Origin of the sequence: Pelosinus sp. IPA-1, assembly GCF_030269905.1 — a bacterium.
Classification (GTDB): domain Bacteria; phylum Bacillota; class Negativicutes; order DSM-13327; family DSM-13327; genus Pelosinus.
This window is the reverse complement of record NZ_BSVC01000010.1, coordinates 57,305-73,463: the sequence shown is the minus strand read 5'-3', so window position 1 is coordinate 73,463 and position 16,159 is coordinate 57,305. Positions and strand designations below refer to the sequence as shown.

Below are 16,159 nucleotides of genomic sequence, written 5' to 3'. Positions count from 1 at the left end.
GGAGTACATAGAGAATAACAAAAAGAGGAATGGGGAGAATAATGACAATGAATAAAAAAGTAACAGGAATCATTTTTGCTGCGTTAACAGCAGTATTTATATCGGGTACGGTTTTGCTGCCGACCACGGCTACGGTATTTGCCGCCGAAGAGACAAACCAAGAGCAGCCAGCACCGCCCCAGGATGCTCCGAAAGACGGTGGTAACGAGCATTCTGGTCATCACATGTAATAGTAATAGCCCTTCCATACGGAAGGGCTATTTGATTGCCATAGAAATTGGGAAAACCTTGTGAATTAGCATAAGTTTTTCATATGATCTTCAAAACTTCTTCACAATATGACTGTATACTAGAGATAAAGAAGGCAAGGAGGAAAATATGATGAATAAGACTGTGTGGATCATTATAGCCATAGTCACCATGCTAGTTGTAGGCGGAATTTCAAGCTATAACAGTTTGATAAATATGAGTGAAAACGTTGGTGGCAAATGGGGTCAGATTGAAAACCAGCTTCAGCGGAGGGCTGACTTAATCCCCAATCTCGTTAGTACGGTGAAGGGATATGCTGCCCATGAGCAGCAAGCGATTCAGGCGGTGGCTGATGCCAGGGCGAAACTGGGCGGTGCCCAAGGACCGAGTGCCAAGGCTGAGGCGAATGGGGAATTAAATACTGCTCTGAGCCGGCTCTTGGTAATTGCGGAAAACTATCCGAATTTGAAAGCGGATAAAAATTTCCGAGCATTGATGGATGAATTATCGGGAACTGAAAATCGCATTGCAGTGGCTCGTAAGGATTATAACGAAAGTGTGCAGCTTTATAACACAACCATTCGTTCGCTGCCGGCCAGTATATTTGCTAGATATTACGGATTTGGTTCCATGGAATATTTTAAAGCCGATGAAGGAGCTAAACAAGTGCCGCAAGTTAAGTTTTAACAGTAAGACAAGTTGCCGAAAGAGGAAGAAAGTGGTCAAACGATGAATAGTAGAATGTGAATGTTGTGTGAGAGGGGGGCTTCTTATGGCCCAATATTCAGTATTAATTGTAGATGATGATGTGAAACTAGTTAAGCTTTTGCGAACTTATTTTGAAAAAGAAGGCTGTATGACGTATTCGGCTAATGATGGGCTAGATGCATTGCAGGTAGTGCGGGAAAAGAAGCCAGATATTATGGTGTTAGATTTGATGTTGCCTGGTCTTGATGGATTGGATGTCTGCCGGAAAATTCGAAAGGATAATGACATCCCCATCATTATGCTTACTGCTCGGGATGAAGAAAGTGATAGATTAATCGGTCTGGAAATTGGTGCTGATGATTATGTGACAAAGCCTTTTAGCCCCAAAGAAGTAGTCGCTCGCGCCAAGGCCATTTTGCGTCGTGCAAATAAAGAGATGGTGCGGAGCGAGCCAATTCAAGTGGGAACTCTAATCATTGACTTAGAACGTCACCAAGTTACCAACGGTGGCCATATTGTGGACGTAACGCCCACCGAATTTAAAATTATGGAACTATTAGCGGCCAATACTGGTAAGGTATATAGTCGCCTGCAGATTGTCGAACAAATCCAAGGGTATAGCTTTGAAGGGTATGAACGGACCATTGATGCACATATTAAGAACTTGCGTCGCAAAATTGAGACTAACCCAAAGGAACCTCAGCATATTCAAACGGTATATGGGATTGGTTACAAATTTGCTGGTGAAGCAAATGAATAGCATTACTTACCGTATTACAGGCGTGATGTTTTTGGCAGTGGCATTTACGGTATTTTTGCTCGTCTACTTGACGAACGGGCAGATGAATGAGCATTTCAAAGAATATCTAGTAGTGCAAAATATGGAAATGGGGCAAAATGGCATGATGAAGCATATGGATGTTGGCAATTCAACAGTGGCTTTCGTCATGGGACCATCAGAAGAAACTTTTTTGGCTTCTGTCCACAAGTCTCTTATTTGGGTGGGAATGGCTGTATTAGCAGCCGGCTTGGCGGCTAGCTATGCAGTGGCTCGCAGCATTACTGTTCCATTGCGTAATCTGAGTCGTGCTGCTGAACAAATTGAGCAAGGTAATTTTGACCAAAAGGTGCCAGTGGAAACAAAAGATGAGGTAGGGCATTTGGCTGCTATTTTTAATCGAATGGCTGAGGCGTTGTCAATCAATGCCAGCTTGCGCCGACAATTTTTAGCCAATATCGCTCATGAGCTTCGGACACCGCTTGCCATAATTCAAGGACACCTAGAGGGGATGGTAGACGGTGTGATTGAACCGAGTCAGGAACAACTTTCTTCATTACATGAAGAAGCTATCCGGCTCAATCGCCTCATTACAGACCTTCGTGACTTGTCGTTAGCCGAAGTTCGTCAGTTGGCATTAGAAAAAAGTAGCACTAATGTCAATCAAATTGTTAGTCGGGCAGTGTACATGCTTAAACCGCTAGCGGATGAGAAGGACATCCGCGTGAATTGTATGTTAGACGAATTGCCGGAGCTTGAAGCGGATGCAGATCGGCTCAACCAGGTATTTTATAACATTTTAGTGAATGCTATTCGTTATTCTCCAACTAAGAGTATTGTAAAGGTTGTTACAGTGCAGGAAGAAATAGAAGGTCGATCATGGCTTAAGGTTTCAGTCACTGATAACGGGCCTGGTATTGCACAAGAGGATATACCTCATATCTTTGACCATTTCTATCGAGGGGACAAGTCTCGAGATAGAAAAAGCGGTGGATCGGGTTTAGGATTGGCTATTGTTAAACAACTTGTGGAAATTCATGGCGGCCGGGTAGCAGTCAAAAGTAAGTTGGGAGAGGGAAGTGTTTTTCAAATACTGTTACCAGTTGGTCTGGAAGAAAACAGTCGGGATAAGGGGAATCTCTTGTAATACATGTGAGAACGAGGCAGGTAGTTCAAAACTATATAGAAAATCTATCATGAGACGCATTCGGTTGCGTCTCTGTTTTTATTTCCGAATAGGAAAGAACCTTCCCTGTATTATAAGGAAGGTTGTGAAGTCATTATAAATAACATCAGTTCTTCAAACTTTCTTCATGAGATCTTCACAACAGTTAGATATGATATTGATAGCAAAGAAGAACGAGGTGAAGGGCAATGTTGGGATTACTTATAATCCAATCGGTAGTGGTTGGGTATTTATGGTATTATCTTTTAAATCGAATTGAAGAGGTATCTATCAAAGAAGAATGATAAAAATCAAAATAATGCCTCATGACGCATAGGGAGGGAGTATTGTGTGGTTTCGATCATTCAAATCAGGGAAATAGAGGGTTAAAGACTAAAAATAATAAAGACTTTCAGATATTCATGACTATAGATAAAAATTATATAGATCTTCATGGGATCTTCATGAGATCTTCACAACTTCTTCATAACTTATCTGTATAGTAGTAAACAGGATTATTGCGCTTTAAATTTAGTATAAAAAATAATTTTTTCATTAACGGCCCTAGGTGGGGGCGTAAAGGGGGACATATGAAAATAAGAAAATGGTTTCAACAAAAAGCATTACCCTTGACCGCAGTGTTCGTATTGGGATTGATGGCACCAGTTATGGCAGCGGAGAATCAGGAAACGCTGTCTTTAAAGCAAGTGGTGGATACTGCAGTCAAGAATAATCCAGCTGTCATTGAGAGCCAAAAACGCTGGGAAGAAAAACAAGCCCGCATCCCGCTGGCTAAAGCCTTACCAAATCCGCAGTTTGGGATTATGAAAGATGACATACCAAAGAGCAGCTTAAATCCCTTTGATGCTATGATGACTGAATATACTTTAACCCAGGAAATTATGAATCCAGGCAAATTAAAAGCCATGGGTAAAATGGCTGGTAGTGATGCGGAAATGGCCAAAGCAAATTACCAAGATAAGCAGATGGAGGTCTATACTACGGCCAAAATGGCCTATTATGACCTGCTCTATGCCGATAAAGCGCTGGAGATTGGTAAGGAAAATCAGCAACTTATGGGGCAGCTAGTTCAGATTGCCCAAGTTAATTATTCCACAGGAATGGTACCTCTGCAAGATACCTTGCGGGCCCAAACTGAGTTCTCTAAAATGACTACCGATTTGTTAAGTATGGCATCTATGTCAGCAGTAGCAAAAGCGAAAATTAATACTGTCATTGGCCGTAAAGCCGATACACCACTAGCGGTGAAAGAAGAATTCAGCGCGCCGCCTCCTAATTTTGATTTGGCCAAATTGCAAACAGAAGCCCAAACAGGTAAGCCAACTGTTGTGAGCATGGAACGGCAAGTAGAAATGGCAAAGAATGGTGTTGAATTGGCGAAAAAGCAACAACTACCAGATTATCAACTCAGCATTGGCTATAAAGATAGAAAGCAAACTGAAATGGAGACAGCACCTGATACTTGGAAAATGGAATTTATGGTGATGTTGCCAATTTGGCAAGGAAAAAACAAAGCAGAAATTAAATCCGCTTCCGCTAACTTAGATGCAGCACAGGCTTCACTAACCAATATGCAAAATATGACCGGTTTGGATTTACAAATGGCGCTAGCCGAAGCACAGACTGCTTGGCGCCAGATTGATCTGTATAAAAATACAGTAATTCCCCAAGCTGAGCAAACTTATCAAGCCGGAGTTGTGAGCTATACCAACGGTAAAGTCGATTTCATGGCTGTTCTGGATAGCCTTAATTCCCTCCGTAATGTGCGATTAGATTACTATAAGGCGCGAATCAATTATGAAAAAGCGGCTGCGAATTTAGAGAAAGCCGTAGGTAAACCGTTATTTAACAGCGGGTTAGAGCCGTAATGAATGATCTGGATGAAAGGAAGAGGTAGCATGATAGAAAGATTTGGGGGCAAAAAGAAACTGATAATTGGTGTGACTGCTGGCGTGTTAGTTGCTGGTGCAGCAGGTTATTATACCTATAATCATAATAAACAGCCAATAGTGATGGATCATTCCGCTCATCAAATGAGTGGCAGCTCTATTATGGCAATGGGAGATACGGTAACACTAGATGCAAAAGCTAGGCAGTTGGCAGGAGTGCAGACAGCGCAAGCTACAGTAAAAGCCCTTGCTAAGGATATAAAGACTACTGGTAAAATAGCGATGAATGAAAGCGGACGAACGTATATTACTTCTCGGGTTGAAGGCAGGATAGATGAACTGTATGTATCTGCTGATGGTGAAACCATTGAAGAAGGGCAGGCTATTGCCTCCGTGTATAGTCCTACTTATATAGCGGCGCAAGAGGAATATTTGCTGGCCTCGGAGAGTGTGCAGAAACTCAAGGGAGCTGGTAAAGATGTGGTGCAGATCAATAATCGATTATTAGAAGCAGCTCGCAGAAAATTGCAACTACTCGGTGTATCCGATGAGGCAGTAGCCCAGCTGGAACAGACGCGCCGCGCAAATGACCATATGACGATTTATGCTCAATTCGGTGGTACTGTTTTGGAAAAACTGCTATTGCCAGGCGCATACATTATGCCGGGAGAAAAGTTATATGGCTTATCTGATTTGTCTACTGTTTGGATGTACGCTGATCTTTATGAGAAAGATCTAGCTGATATTAAGGTTGGGCAGCCGGTTACTGTGACAAGTAATGCCTACCCTGGTGAAGTTTTTAGTGGACAGGTAACTTTTATCAACCCAATCTTAGATGATAGCAGCCGAACGGTAAAGGTTAGAGTGGCTATGGGGAATCCGGGTGGTAGGCTGAAACCAAATCTATTTGTCAATGCCGCCATCAACGTACCATTGGGTGAAACACTGGTTGTGCCAGAATCTAGCCTACTTGACACTGGTACCCGCAAGGTGGTATTTGTGGCACAAGGAGAAGATACCTTTGTGAAACGGGATGTAGTAATTGGTAAGGAAGCGGATGGTTATATCCAAATCCTCTCCGGGCTTGCGCCTGGCGAAGCGGTGGTTACAGCTGCTACCTTCCTCATTGACTCCCAGACTCAGTTAGGCAGCGGCAGTATGGCCGGCATGAAGATGTAGGGGGTGCAATATGTTAGATAAATTAATTGAGTTTTCGCTGAAGAACAGAGTGATTATTATTGCTTTGTCAGTGCTCATTATCATTTGGGGTGTCTTTACAGTTCAGGATACCCCCATAGATGCCTTTCCCGATTTAAGTGAAAATCAGGTACTGGTGTATGCCGACTGGATGGGACGCGGCCCGCAGGAAGTGCAAGATCAGGTAACCTATCCTTTGGAAACGGCTTTGCGGGGGCTACCACAGGTAAAAGAGGTGCGATCTAATTCTTCCTTTGGCTTTTCCATGGTAACAGTTATTTTTGAAGATGGCGTAGATACCTATTTTGCACGGCAAGTGGTCAACGAGAAGGTACAACAAGCCATTCCTAAGCTACCGAGTGGAGTGCAACCTGCATTAGGTCCTGTTAGTACTCCTATGGGGCAAGTCTTCATGTATACGATTGAAAGTGATCGTCATAATCTAGCGGATGTACGGACGGTACAGGATTTTTTTATTAAACCTCAATTAAGTGCCGTTCCTGGTGTAGCCGAGGTGGCTAGTATTGGTGGTTATGTTCTGCAATATCAAGTGAATTTAGATCCTAATTTAATGAAATCATACAGAATTTCTGTTGGCCAGGTATTTGGTGCGATTGGGGCCAATAATGCCAACGTTGGTGCCAAAGTTGTGGAACAAAATGGTCAAGAATTTGTCATTCGTGGTCTTGGGTTAGTGCAGTCCATTGAGGATATCAAAAATATTGTTATCACTCAAAACAATAATATCCCCATCTATGTGAAAGATGTGGCGAGAGTAACAACTGGACCAGATTTTCGCCGTGGTGTACTGACTAAGGATGGTTATGAGGCCGCTGGTGGTATTATCATTCAACGCATGGGCGAAAATACATTGAATGTCATTGACCAAGTAAAAGGAAAAATTGCTGAAATTCAGCCAACTCTGCCTCAGGGGATGCGCATTGTTCCTTACTACGATCAGACAGAGCTGGTGAAAAATGCGGTTAATACTCTTAAGCGAGCATTGATTGAAGAATTTGTTCTGGTATCTATTATCGTTCTGGCCTTTTTAGGAAATTGGCGATCAAGTATTATTGTAACAAGTGCCATCCCGATTGGGATCCTCATTGCTTTGATTGCAATGAAAGGTATCCATTTATCAGCAAACCTGATGTCCTTGGGGGGCATTGCTATTGGAATTGGAGTTATGACCGATGCGGCTATTGTTATGGTCGAAAATGTTTATCGGCATCTGGCGGAGAATGGCGGTCGACGAAATATTGTGGATGTGACTTTGGAAGCGGCGAAAGAAGTGGCTGCGCCCATCTTCTTCTCCATCACAATTATCATTGTGACCTTCCTGCCAGTGTTTACTATGACTGGGACAGAGGGGAAAATGTATACTCCTATGGCCTTTGCAAAATCCTTTGCCATGACGGGGTCACTTCTATTAGCCTTCACGGTGGTACCTGTATTATGCACCTTGCTATTGAAGGGAAAAATCAAAGAAGAAGACACTTGGATCGTAGCTAAAATGCATGAGCTATATGTACCATTGCTGAAGAAAGTTATGAAGTATAAAAAGGCAACAATTACGATGGCTGTAGTGGTGATTATTGCTGGATTCTCCTTATTGCCACTGATTGGAACTACCTTTATGCCGGAACTGGATGAAGGAACCTTTTTGGTCATGCCGACCATGCTGCCCAGCGTATCCTTGACGCAGGCGGTAGAATCGGCTAAGACCATGGATAAGCTAATTATGGAAATACCGGAAATTGATATGTCCGTGGGGAAAGTGGGGCGAGCGGAATCGGCTTTGGATCCAGCCCCGGTTAATATGATTGAGACAGTTGTTACGTTAAAGCCGAAAGAACAGTGGCGTCCTGGTATGACCAAAGAAGCCATTAAAGAAGAAATGACGAATAAATTAGCTAGTGTTCCTGGACTAAATCTAGCTATTACTCAACCGATTGCCGGCCGTTTGTCAATGTTGACAACAGGTGTGCGGACAGAATTAGGTATCAAGTTGTATGGGGAAGATCTGAAGGTCTTACAGCAAAAAGCTTCTGAAATTGAAAAAGCGCTAGGGGATGTTCCTGGAGCGAGTGACTTGTATGCTGAGCGGGTTTTTGGAGCGCCTTATTTGGAAATACAAATGGACCGGGAAAAAGTGGCCCGCTATGGTCTTAACGTTGGTGACGTAGAAGACGCCATAGAACTGGCGATAGGTGGTAAAAGGGCCACTACTACTGTAGAAGGAAAAAAGCGGTTTGATGTGTTGGTGCGTTATAGCCGGGAAAATCGTGAAAAAATTGACGCCATGCAAAACATTTTGATTCCAGTGACTGGTGGTGGTGCTAAGGCAGCCGATAGTGGTATGGGTAGCAGTGGGGCGGCTAAAGGAGCTACTGCTTCAGCAGCTGGCGGTGCTTATGTACCATTAGGCGATGTAGCCAAATTTCAAGTTGTCGATGGTCCATCCATGATCAGCAGTGAAAATGGCATTTATCGCATCATTGTTCAGATGAATACCAAGGACAGAGATGTGGTCAGTTTTGTCGATGAAGCCTCTAAAGTCATTAAAGAGAAGGTCGACTTACCACCAGGTTATTCCCTGAAATGGACTGGGCAGTACGAAAATCAACAACGGGCGAAAGCACGTCTCGGAATGGTAGTGCCAGCAGTCATCGTCCTTACCTTCTTCTTGCTGTATATGAGCTTTAAATCCGCTGATGATGCCTTTCTCATCATGCTGAATATTCCGTTCTCGCTGGTAGGAGGCATTGTGGCCATTTATGCTACAGGCACCTATATGACGGTGGCAGCGGCTGTAGGTTTTATCGCACTATGCGGTATTGCGGTGCAGAATGGTGTCATTATGGTGACTTACATTAAAGCACTTCGAGAAGAAAAATCGCTGGAAGAGGCAATTATTGAGGGAGCTATTACACGGCTACGGCCAGTTATGATTACTGCTTTGGTAGCTAGCTTAGGGTTATTTCCCCTTATTTATTCCACTGGTACTGGAGCGGAAGTACAACGACCCATGGCTACTGTAGTTGTTGGTGGTTTGGTAACCTCGACAATTCTGACGTTAATTGTATTGCCTTGTATTTACTTAGTATGGCATCAATGGCGTGAGCGTAAGCAGGGAGCTAAGGCATCGGCAAGTTCCATTGAAAAATAATTGATAATAATTAGGAGGCTTTTAAAATGAAAAAAAATAAAGTCGTAGTAGGCATTGTGTCCATGACGGTGGTATTGGCACTGATAACTGGTTGCAGTTCTAGTGAAAAACAAGCGGCATCTCAGCCGCCTGCTAGTCAACAAAAATCTGGTCATGAGGGTATGGATATGTCAGGGCATGAAAATATGTCAATGCCGAAAGGAGATCCTATGCCTATAATGAAAGACATGGATCAACAATTGCAGGATGTAATGAAACAGGTGAAAGCTGGCCAGACTATGGAAGCTCAAAAAACCGCAGGACAACTGGCAAGCACTACAGAAAAAATCATGCCACACATGATGGATAACGGTCTAAAAGACAGCTTGCGTAAAGCGGCTGGTGATATTAAGAATACCGTTAATTCTGGTAAAATAGATCCTAGCGCCATGGAAAGTAAAGTGAAGACGATGCAAGAGGTTATGAAACAAACTACAGCCGATTTGCAAAGCATGAAGCACCAGTGATAACTAACCAGGGAGGAGAAGCAGATCATGAATAGATGGATAGTTATACTATTTGCCGGGATTCTTTTTAGCGGTACAGGAGTGGTTCAGGCTTCTCCGAACTCTAGTTATAGTGCGTTTATGCAGTCCTTGGATTCCATAGTAACAGGCGCTACTATGCCAGTAGCAGATGAGCAGCAGATTGCAGCTCGATCTGCTGCTCTGCCAACTGCTCAGTCTGGACAGTCGGCACAAATATTGACTATTGCCAGCAGTATGCTTGGTCAACCAGTAGTGTGGGGAGGAGCCTCGCCTGCTCAGGGATTTGATTGTTCCGGATTAGTGCAATATGTGTACAGGCAAGCTGGTATCAATTTGCCGCGAACCGCTGATTTACAGTTTTTAGTTGGCAGAACCGTATCGCCAGCTTCCCTGCAGCCGGGAGATTTAGTGTATTTTACTACCTATGAACCAGGTGCATCTCATGTGGGGATTTACATTGGCCGGGATAAATTTATTCATACCTCCTTTTCCAAAGGCGTAGTCGCTATTGGGGATATGAATGATAGTTATTTTGTACAGCGATATTATGGTGCGAAACGAGTATTATAAAGAAGATCAGGCAGCCCAATGGCTGCCTGATCTTCTTTATAAGTAGCCATCTGAAAAAAATAGCATCTTATTTAGTAAATGGTTCGATTTAAGATTCGATAAAAGCAGCGCATAGGCATTCAAAAATAACTAATGGTAAGATGCCTAGATTTTCCTGACCTTATTATGAATATAAATATAATAGAACCACTCTATCATATTTCACGATAGAGTGGTTCAGCTATGTATTGAATTTAGTATTTGGAGGGAACACCGTCAATTCTAGTGTTAACTACGTTATTTGCCATCCAGCCTTCTACTGTATGACCGCCGATAGCTTTTTTGCTGTAGTGGGTAGGGTTGTGGTCAATCACACTATATTGCTGACTGTTTTTGCTACCACTACCGATGGTTTCAAAATCCTCATTGATGCGATAGGCATTAGTGACAACGCCGTCAACTCTGGTAGTGACTACATCGTTTTTAGCCCAGGATTCTACCGCATGCTTGCCAACTACCTTGTTGGTGTAGTGGATAGGATTGTGGTCAATCACGGTGTATTGTCGGCTGTTTTGGCTACCACTAACGGTCGTTTCAAGATCTCCCTTGATGGGATAGGAATTAGTGATAACCCCGTTAACTCTGGTAGTGACTATATCGTTTTTAACCCAGCCTTCCATTGTGCGACCATCTACTACCTGCTTATTGTAAAGTGCAGGATTGTGATCAATCATGGTATATTGTCGACTGTTTTGGCTTCCACTAGCGATGGTCTCAATGCTAGGTTTAATTGGGTTTATTTCCGGAAGAATTTCATTCGCAGAAACCATACTTGCTCCCATTACATTCATTACTAATAAAGATGCGGTTATTAAAGTCTTTTTCATTTTTAATTTCCCCCTTACGTCTTATTACCACTATAATATCCAAATAATATGAAGATCTAATGAATGACCTATGAAGAACTTGTGTTATTTTTCTAGTACAATTTAAGACGGTAGGGGAGTTCCTTTATAAAAAACAACATAAGGTATTTAGGAAGCCTTAAAGATAAAACAGTATAAGTTCAGCTGGTAAGTTATCTATGTTCATATACTTTAATATATAGTTCATATTGCTAATAATGAAAATTACGGCGTAAACGAGTATTATAAAGAAGAGCAGGCAACCAATCGGTTGCCTGCTCTTCTTTATAATAGGTATTTTTAGCTAAACCATTATAGTTTTAAAACTACTTTTCCTAAGACTTGGTTGATTGGCACGGGGCCAATAAAACGACTGTCACTGCTATTGTTGCGATTATCACCCATGACGAATACGTGGTCTTCTGGAACCGTGATTTTTTTCTCAGAACTATAAAGCATAAGTTCTTTTGTATAAGGTTCTTCTAAAGCAATACCATTTCTGAATACTTTATTGTCTTTAAACTCTAGTACATCTCCTGGTTTACCAATAATTCTTTTGACCCAAATGTGGTGATCAGCAGATTGGTCAACGAGTTTCAGCATGCCTAAATAGGTATTCATAGGATCAACTAAATCATCTTTCCAAGTTCGTTCCCTTAGTACGCGACTATCAATGATGACAATATCGCTGTAATCTGGTAGTTGCCTTAAAGTGTGGGATACCTTAGAAACAAATAAATAATTATCATTTTGTAAGGTAGGCTCCATAGAACTGCCTTGTACGCGAGTCGGCTGGAACAAAAATGCGTTAATCAGTAAGGCGCAGGTAAAGGCTATTATAATACTGTAGGACCAGTCAAAAATGGCATTCATTATTTTCATAATAGGGTCTCCTTCTCTAACGTTAAGTTGCCCAAAGAGGTAATACGATTGTATCAAATGTTTTTTAAGAAGTAAAGTGCCATCGGACAAAGGAAGAATTCATCTTACTTGGTAGAGATCGTTCTTTGGTAATTAAGTGAATCAAAAACTAAAGTACTAAAGTAATAGTATCCTAAATGTGTGACGTAGATGTGACAGGTCGGTATAATTGCCTAAAGATTTTTAAAAATTCGAATGAGTAGTTGAATTATGATATATAATATAGACGGCAAGCAAGAGGGATGATATACTTAAACAAAATAGATTGTTCGGTGGCAGTTATAACTTCATTTCAAAAAAGCAATGGCGCTAAAGACATAAGTTCTTAGTGTCATTTTGTCTATATATAATTATCACGCTCCGCCATTACTGTGTAACCTAGTGTTTTCCATACCCATCCTATAACCTATGCTATATGTTTAATGTATTTAGGATAGTAAGGGGGAGCTTCTGCTTCATGGAAAATAAAATGTAGATTTACTAAATATTTACTTCGAGGAGGAAACATTATGTTTGCATTAAATTTTCAGTCGTCACATCATGAGGAGTTATTACAGAGTCGTATTAAGAACTGTACGGTTCGCTTAGGGGATTTAAGGGAAGTATATGCAGAAAATTCTCTAGTGTGGATTACTTTCGGAAAAAAATTAAGTCCTAGAAAAAAAATGTACCAGGCGATTATTGATAAGGTACATATTAAAAAGTTTTCTCAATTGACGGCAGAGGACTTAGTTCATCAAAATCCTACGATTACGACAACCGAAGAACTAATTAAGTTTTTTGAAACGCTTTATGCTAAATCAATATCACCTAACGATATTGTAAGCGTAATCTATTTTTCAGAAGTGCTAGGGGAATAAAAAAATATTTAGATAGAAGGGTATTGTGCCAAGTGTCAACTGATACTTGGTACAATACCCTTTTCAGGTTTTCCTTCATTCTTTGTCAATTTGCTTTTCCACCCAAGTACCGATAACTGGTAATTTGTATTTTTCCCCTATATATGCTTTATAGAGTAAAACTAACCATAAAACCATAGATGCTATGGCAATCAGTGGTGAAAGTAACAACCCTAGAATGGGTATAAGTCGTATCACGGTTGATAAAATAAATAAGCCAAGAAAAGTTACCAAGGACTGTAGGGCATGGAATCGAACAAACTTATTTTCCTTTTCTAATACAAGGAATATGGCTCCAGTTAACCAACCAAAAACATAAGATAATATTGCTTCTATGTTTTCACTCAGACCAAGGGAAGTTCTTGTATTCTGACCACTCATCCTATTTCCCCCTCTTGGGCATTTTCTATTAAAAATACCTTACTATACTATATGTTGCGCCTATTTATTTGACAGTAAGAATACCTAGATTAGTCATAGGTATATAGTATTCAGATTACTTTTTTAACTTTTCAGAAAAAGGAGTTCTTGATTTTTCGTTGAAAGAGTTTATGCTATAAGAGTAAACTAATTATTCTAAAATAGAGAGCCAGAAAATTATTAGGAGGCCATATCATGAGTATTTTAGTATTAGGCGGAGCAGGTTATATTGGATCTCATGCAGTGCACCAGTTACTAGAAAAGGAATATAAGGTAGTCGTAGTAGATAATTTAGAAACAGGTCATGAACAAGCTGTTCCTTCTAAGGCAGTTTTTTATAAAGGGGATATCCGGGAAAAAGAGTTTTTACGAAGCGTCTTCCAAAAGGAAAAGATTGAAGTAGTAATTCATTTTGCCGCCAATTCAATTGTGGGAGAATCCATGACAAATCCGATAAAGTACTTTGGCAATAATGTGTATGGAACGCAAGTACTTTTAGAAGTTATGAATGAATTTGGCGTAAACAAAATTGTATTTTCTTCTACGGCAGCAACTTATGGCGAACCTAAGGAAGTACCGATAACAGAAGATATGCCCACGAACCCTACGAATGCTTACGGGGAAACGAAGCTAACCATGGAAAAACTAATGAAATGGTGTGACTCTGCCTATGGGATCAAATATGTATCACTGCGTTATTTTAATGTAGCAGGGGCTCGGGATCAGGGGGAAATTGGTGAAGATCATGCTACGGAAACTCACTTGATTCCGTTAGTATTGCAAGTCCCACTAGGCAAACGGGAGTATATTACAGTTTTCGGCGAGGATTATGATACAGAAGATGGGACTTGTATTCGAGATTATATCCATGTGGAAGATTTAATTGAAGCTCATATATTAGCGATGCATTATTTAGAGAACCAGGGAGACAGCAATATATTTAATCTTGGTAGTAGCCAAGGTTTTTCAGTTAGACAGATTATCGAGGCAGCAAGGGAAGTTACGGGGCATCCAATTCCAGCAAAAATAGGAGAAAGAAGAGCTGGTGATCCAAGTACCTTAATCGCTTCCTCTGATAAAGCGAAGAAAATATTAGGTTGGCAACCAAAGCGCACTTTGATTCATCAAATTATAGCAGATGCTTGGAAATGGCATCAAAGTCATCCAGCTGGATATGAAGGTGAATAAGGAGATTCGAGAATGAATATATATCAAATCATTCAACAACTAATTGAATGTGCAATTACTTTAGAATTTATAGAATCAGAAGATGAGATCTATGTAAGAAATCAAATTCTATATCTCCTTGGAATGAATGATTTTGTGGTAACTGATAGGCTGCAGGGCGAACCAACAATAGCCGATCTATTAGAAGAGATAGTAGAGTATGCAGTTAGGAATGAAGTGATTGAAGATCTCTTTGATGAAAAAGAAATACTTGCAAGTAATATTGTCAATTGCTTTATGCCAAAACCTTCTGAGGTCAATAAAATTTTCTATGAGAAATATAAAGAGAATGGTATTGAGGCAACTAATTATTTTTATAAGTTGAGTAAAAATAGTAACTATATACAAACCAAACGGATTGCAAAAAATATAAGTTATCAGTCAAAAACGGAATACGGCACCTTAGATATTACAATTAATTTATCCAAGCCAGAAAAAAATCCTAAAGATATTATGAAAGAAAAAGGGGTAAAAAGCACAAATTACCCCAAGTGTTTACTGTGTGTGGAGAATGAAGGTTATGCTGGACGAATTGGGCATCCTGCTCGCTCGAATCATCGCTTAGTACGAATCGAGCTTGTCGGTGAACCTTGGTTTCTTCAATATTCCCCTTATGTCTATTATAATGAGCACTGCATTGTCCTTTCGAATGAGCATCGGGATATGAAAATTGATCGTCAAGGACTGGTGCGCTTAGTGTCTTTTGTTGAGAAGTTTCCCCATTATTTTGTTGGTTCCAATGCAGATTTACCAATTGTTGGAGGTTCGATTTTATCTCATGATCATTACCAAGGAGGGCGCTATGAATTTGCCATGGAGCGGGCAGCAGATGAGTATCCGTTTCAATTAAACCAGTTTCCAGGTGTTACCTGCGCCATTGTGAAATGGCCTATGTCTGTCCTTCGCTTGCGAGGTAAAGATGTGAAGGAATTGGTTGATGCAGGGGATTGTATTTTACATTCTTGGAGGCAGTATAGTGATCCATCTCTAGATATTTTAGCTTATACAGGGGAAACACCACACAATACAATTACTCCCATTGCACGTAAACGGAATGAATTATTTGAGCTTGATCTCGTACTCCGAAATAATCGCACAAATGAGGAACATTCGCTGGGAATTTTCCATCCTCACAAAGATGTACAGCATATTAAAAAAGAAAATATTGGCCTCATTGAAGTCATGGGATTGGCCGTGCTGCCAGCAAGACTGATTCAAGAATTAGAAGAAGTGAAAAAGCAGATACTAGGTGAAGAGTGTAATGTAGCAGAATATCATCAAGTATGGGCTGAAGAACTTTCTGAAAAATACAAAGAAATCGCAAATCAGGGGAATGTAGAAGAACTTATAAAAAAAGAGACAGCAGCTAAATTCCTCCGAGTTTTAGAAGATGCTGGTGTTTTCAAAAGAAATGAACAAGGTATGGCAGGTTTTAAAAAATTTATACAAACTGTAAATAGAATATAATCAGTTTTGACCACTAAGGCACAATGCCGCTATCGCGTCACACAAGGAGACGTTCCATAGTGGTCTTT

15 protein-coding genes are annotated in these 16,159 nt (G+C 40.8%); 12 read left to right on the top strand and 3 right to left on the bottom strand.

The annotated features are described in order from the left end of the window. The first annotated feature begins 29 nt into the window (after positions 1-29). The 9 genes from QSJ81_RS21695 (at position 30) to QSJ81_RS21655 (ending at position 10,273) form a co-directional block, all read left to right on the top strand. Positions 30-230, top strand: a complete 201-nt coding sequence (locus tag QSJ81_RS21695; RefSeq protein WP_236639251.1) for a hypothetical protein — start codon at positions 30-32, stop codon at positions 228-230. A 151-nt stretch (positions 231-381) separates the two neighbouring features. Continuing rightward, on the top strand, positions 382-936 hold the full coding sequence (locus QSJ81_RS21690) for a LemA family protein (RefSeq protein WP_352230924.1): 555 nt from the start codon (positions 382-384) through the stop codon (positions 934-936). Between the two features lie 85 nt (positions 937-1,021). Then, positions 1,022-1,717 carry a response regulator gene (locus QSJ81_RS21685; protein ID WP_285719440.1) on the top strand — a complete coding sequence of 232 codons (696 nt, stop codon included), beginning with the start codon at positions 1,022-1,024 and terminating at the stop codon, positions 1,715-1,717. After that, complete coding sequence (locus tag QSJ81_RS21680; protein WP_285719439.1) at positions 1,710-2,882, top strand: sensor histidine kinase; 1,173 nt, start codon at positions 1,710-1,712, stop codon at positions 2,880-2,882. Before QSJ81_RS21685 ends, QSJ81_RS21680 begins: the two co-directional genes overlap by 8 nt. A gap of 608 nt (positions 2,883-3,490) precedes the next feature. After that, complete coding sequence (locus tag QSJ81_RS21675; RefSeq protein ID WP_285719438.1) at positions 3,491-4,789, top strand: TolC family protein; 1,299 nt, start codon at positions 3,491-3,493, stop codon at positions 4,787-4,789. 30 nt (positions 4,790-4,819) lie between these two features. After that, entirely contained in the window at positions 4,820-5,989 is a 1,170-nt protein-coding gene (locus QSJ81_RS21670) for an efflux RND transporter periplasmic adaptor subunit (protein ID WP_285719437.1), read from the top strand. A gap of 10 nt (positions 5,990-5,999) precedes the next feature. Next, positions 6,000-9,176 carry an efflux RND transporter permease subunit gene (locus tag QSJ81_RS21665; RefSeq protein ID WP_285719436.1) on the top strand — a complete coding sequence of 1,059 codons (3,177 nt, stop codon included), beginning with the start codon at positions 6,000-6,002 and terminating at the stop codon, positions 9,174-9,176. Positions 9,177-9,202: 26 nt separating this feature from the next. After that, positions 9,203-9,682: a hypothetical protein gene (locus QSJ81_RS21660; RefSeq protein ID WP_285719435.1), complete on the top strand. Its 480-nt coding sequence runs from the start codon at positions 9,203-9,205 to the stop codon at positions 9,680-9,682. Positions 9,683-9,709: 27 nt separating this feature from the next. Continuing rightward, positions 9,710-10,273: a C40 family peptidase gene (locus QSJ81_RS21655; protein ID WP_285719434.1), complete on the top strand. Its 564-nt coding sequence runs from the start codon at positions 9,710-9,712 to the stop codon at positions 10,271-10,273. 233 nt (positions 10,274-10,506) lie between these two features. Here QSJ81_RS21655 and QSJ81_RS21650 read toward each other — a convergent pair whose 3' ends face one another. Continuing rightward, a complete protein-coding gene (locus QSJ81_RS21650; RefSeq protein ID WP_285719433.1) occupies positions 10,507-11,139 on the bottom strand; it encodes a hypothetical protein in 633 nt (210 codons plus the stop codon). Positions 11,140-11,469: 330 nt separating this feature from the next. Continuing rightward, complete coding sequence (gene lepB, locus QSJ81_RS21645; protein WP_285719432.1) at positions 11,470-12,039, bottom strand: signal peptidase I; 570 nt, start codon at positions 12,037-12,039, stop codon at positions 11,470-11,472. A gap of 548 nt (positions 12,040-12,587) precedes the next feature. Between lepB and QSJ81_RS21640 the strand changes: the two genes are divergently transcribed. Then, positions 12,588-12,938, top strand: coding sequence for an ASCH domain-containing protein (locus tag QSJ81_RS21640; RefSeq protein ID WP_285719431.1), 351 nt, complete (start codon positions 12,588-12,590; stop codon positions 12,936-12,938). Between the two features lie 75 nt (positions 12,939-13,013). Here QSJ81_RS21640 and QSJ81_RS21635 read toward each other — a convergent pair whose 3' ends face one another. Then, positions 13,014-13,358, bottom strand: coding sequence for a DUF4870 domain-containing protein (locus QSJ81_RS21635; RefSeq protein ID WP_285719430.1), 345 nt, complete (start codon positions 13,356-13,358; stop codon positions 13,014-13,016). A gap of 234 nt (positions 13,359-13,592) precedes the next feature. Between QSJ81_RS21635 and galE the strand changes: the two genes are divergently transcribed. Together galE and galT are read left to right on the top strand one after the other, a co-directional pair. Continuing rightward, the gene (gene galE / locus QSJ81_RS21630) at positions 13,593-14,585 is read left to right on the top strand and encodes a UDP-glucose 4-epimerase GalE (RefSeq protein ID WP_285719429.1); all 993 of its coding nucleotides are present in this window, start codon (positions 13,593-13,595) and stop codon (positions 14,583-14,585) included. A 12-nt stretch (positions 14,586-14,597) separates the two neighbouring features. Next, complete coding sequence (gene galT / locus QSJ81_RS21625; RefSeq protein ID WP_285719428.1) at positions 14,598-16,091, top strand: UDP-glucose--hexose-1-phosphate uridylyltransferase; 1,494 nt, start codon at positions 14,598-14,600, stop codon at positions 16,089-16,091. The last annotated feature ends 68 nt before the right edge of the window (positions 16,092-16,159 follow it).

Coding starts and splice junctions, on each gene's coding strand:
- QSJ81_RS21695 (WP_236639251.1), top strand. CDS start 30: ATGGGGAGAATAATGACAATGAATAAAAAAGTAACAGGAATCATTTTT.
- QSJ81_RS21690 (WP_352230924.1), top strand. CDS start 382: ATGAATAAGACTGTGTGGATCATTATAGCCATAGTCACCATGCTAGTT.
- QSJ81_RS21685 (WP_285719440.1), top strand. CDS start 1,022: ATGGCCCAATATTCAGTATTAATTGTAGATGATGATGTGAAACTAGTT.
- QSJ81_RS21680 (WP_285719439.1), top strand. CDS start 1,710: ATGAATAGCATTACTTACCGTATTACAGGCGTGATGTTTTTGGCAGTG.
- QSJ81_RS21675 (WP_285719438.1), top strand. CDS start 3,491: ATGAAAATAAGAAAATGGTTTCAACAAAAAGCATTACCCTTGACCGCA.
- QSJ81_RS21670 (WP_285719437.1), top strand. CDS start 4,820: ATGATAGAAAGATTTGGGGGCAAAAAGAAACTGATAATTGGTGTGACT.
- QSJ81_RS21665 (WP_285719436.1), top strand. CDS start 6,000: ATGTTAGATAAATTAATTGAGTTTTCGCTGAAGAACAGAGTGATTATT.
- QSJ81_RS21660 (WP_285719435.1), top strand. CDS start 9,203: ATGAAAAAAAATAAAGTCGTAGTAGGCATTGTGTCCATGACGGTGGTA.
- QSJ81_RS21655 (WP_285719434.1), top strand. CDS start 9,710: ATGAATAGATGGATAGTTATACTATTTGCCGGGATTCTTTTTAGCGGT.
- QSJ81_RS21650 (WP_285719433.1), bottom strand. CDS start 11,139: ATGAAAAAGACTTTAATAACCGCATCTTTATTAGTAATGAATGTAATG.
- lepB (WP_285719432.1), bottom strand. CDS start 12,039: ATGAAAATAATGAATGCCATTTTTGACTGGTCCTACAGTATTATAATA.
- QSJ81_RS21640 (WP_285719431.1), top strand. CDS start 12,588: ATGTTTGCATTAAATTTTCAGTCGTCACATCATGAGGAGTTATTACAG.
- QSJ81_RS21635 (WP_285719430.1), bottom strand. CDS start 13,358: ATGAGTGGTCAGAATACAAGAACTTCCCTTGGTCTGAGTGAAAACATA.
- galE (WP_285719429.1), top strand. CDS start 13,593: ATGAGTATTTTAGTATTAGGCGGAGCAGGTTATATTGGATCTCATGCA.
- galT (WP_285719428.1), top strand. CDS start 14,598: ATGAATATATATCAAATCATTCAACAACTAATTGAATGTGCAATTACT.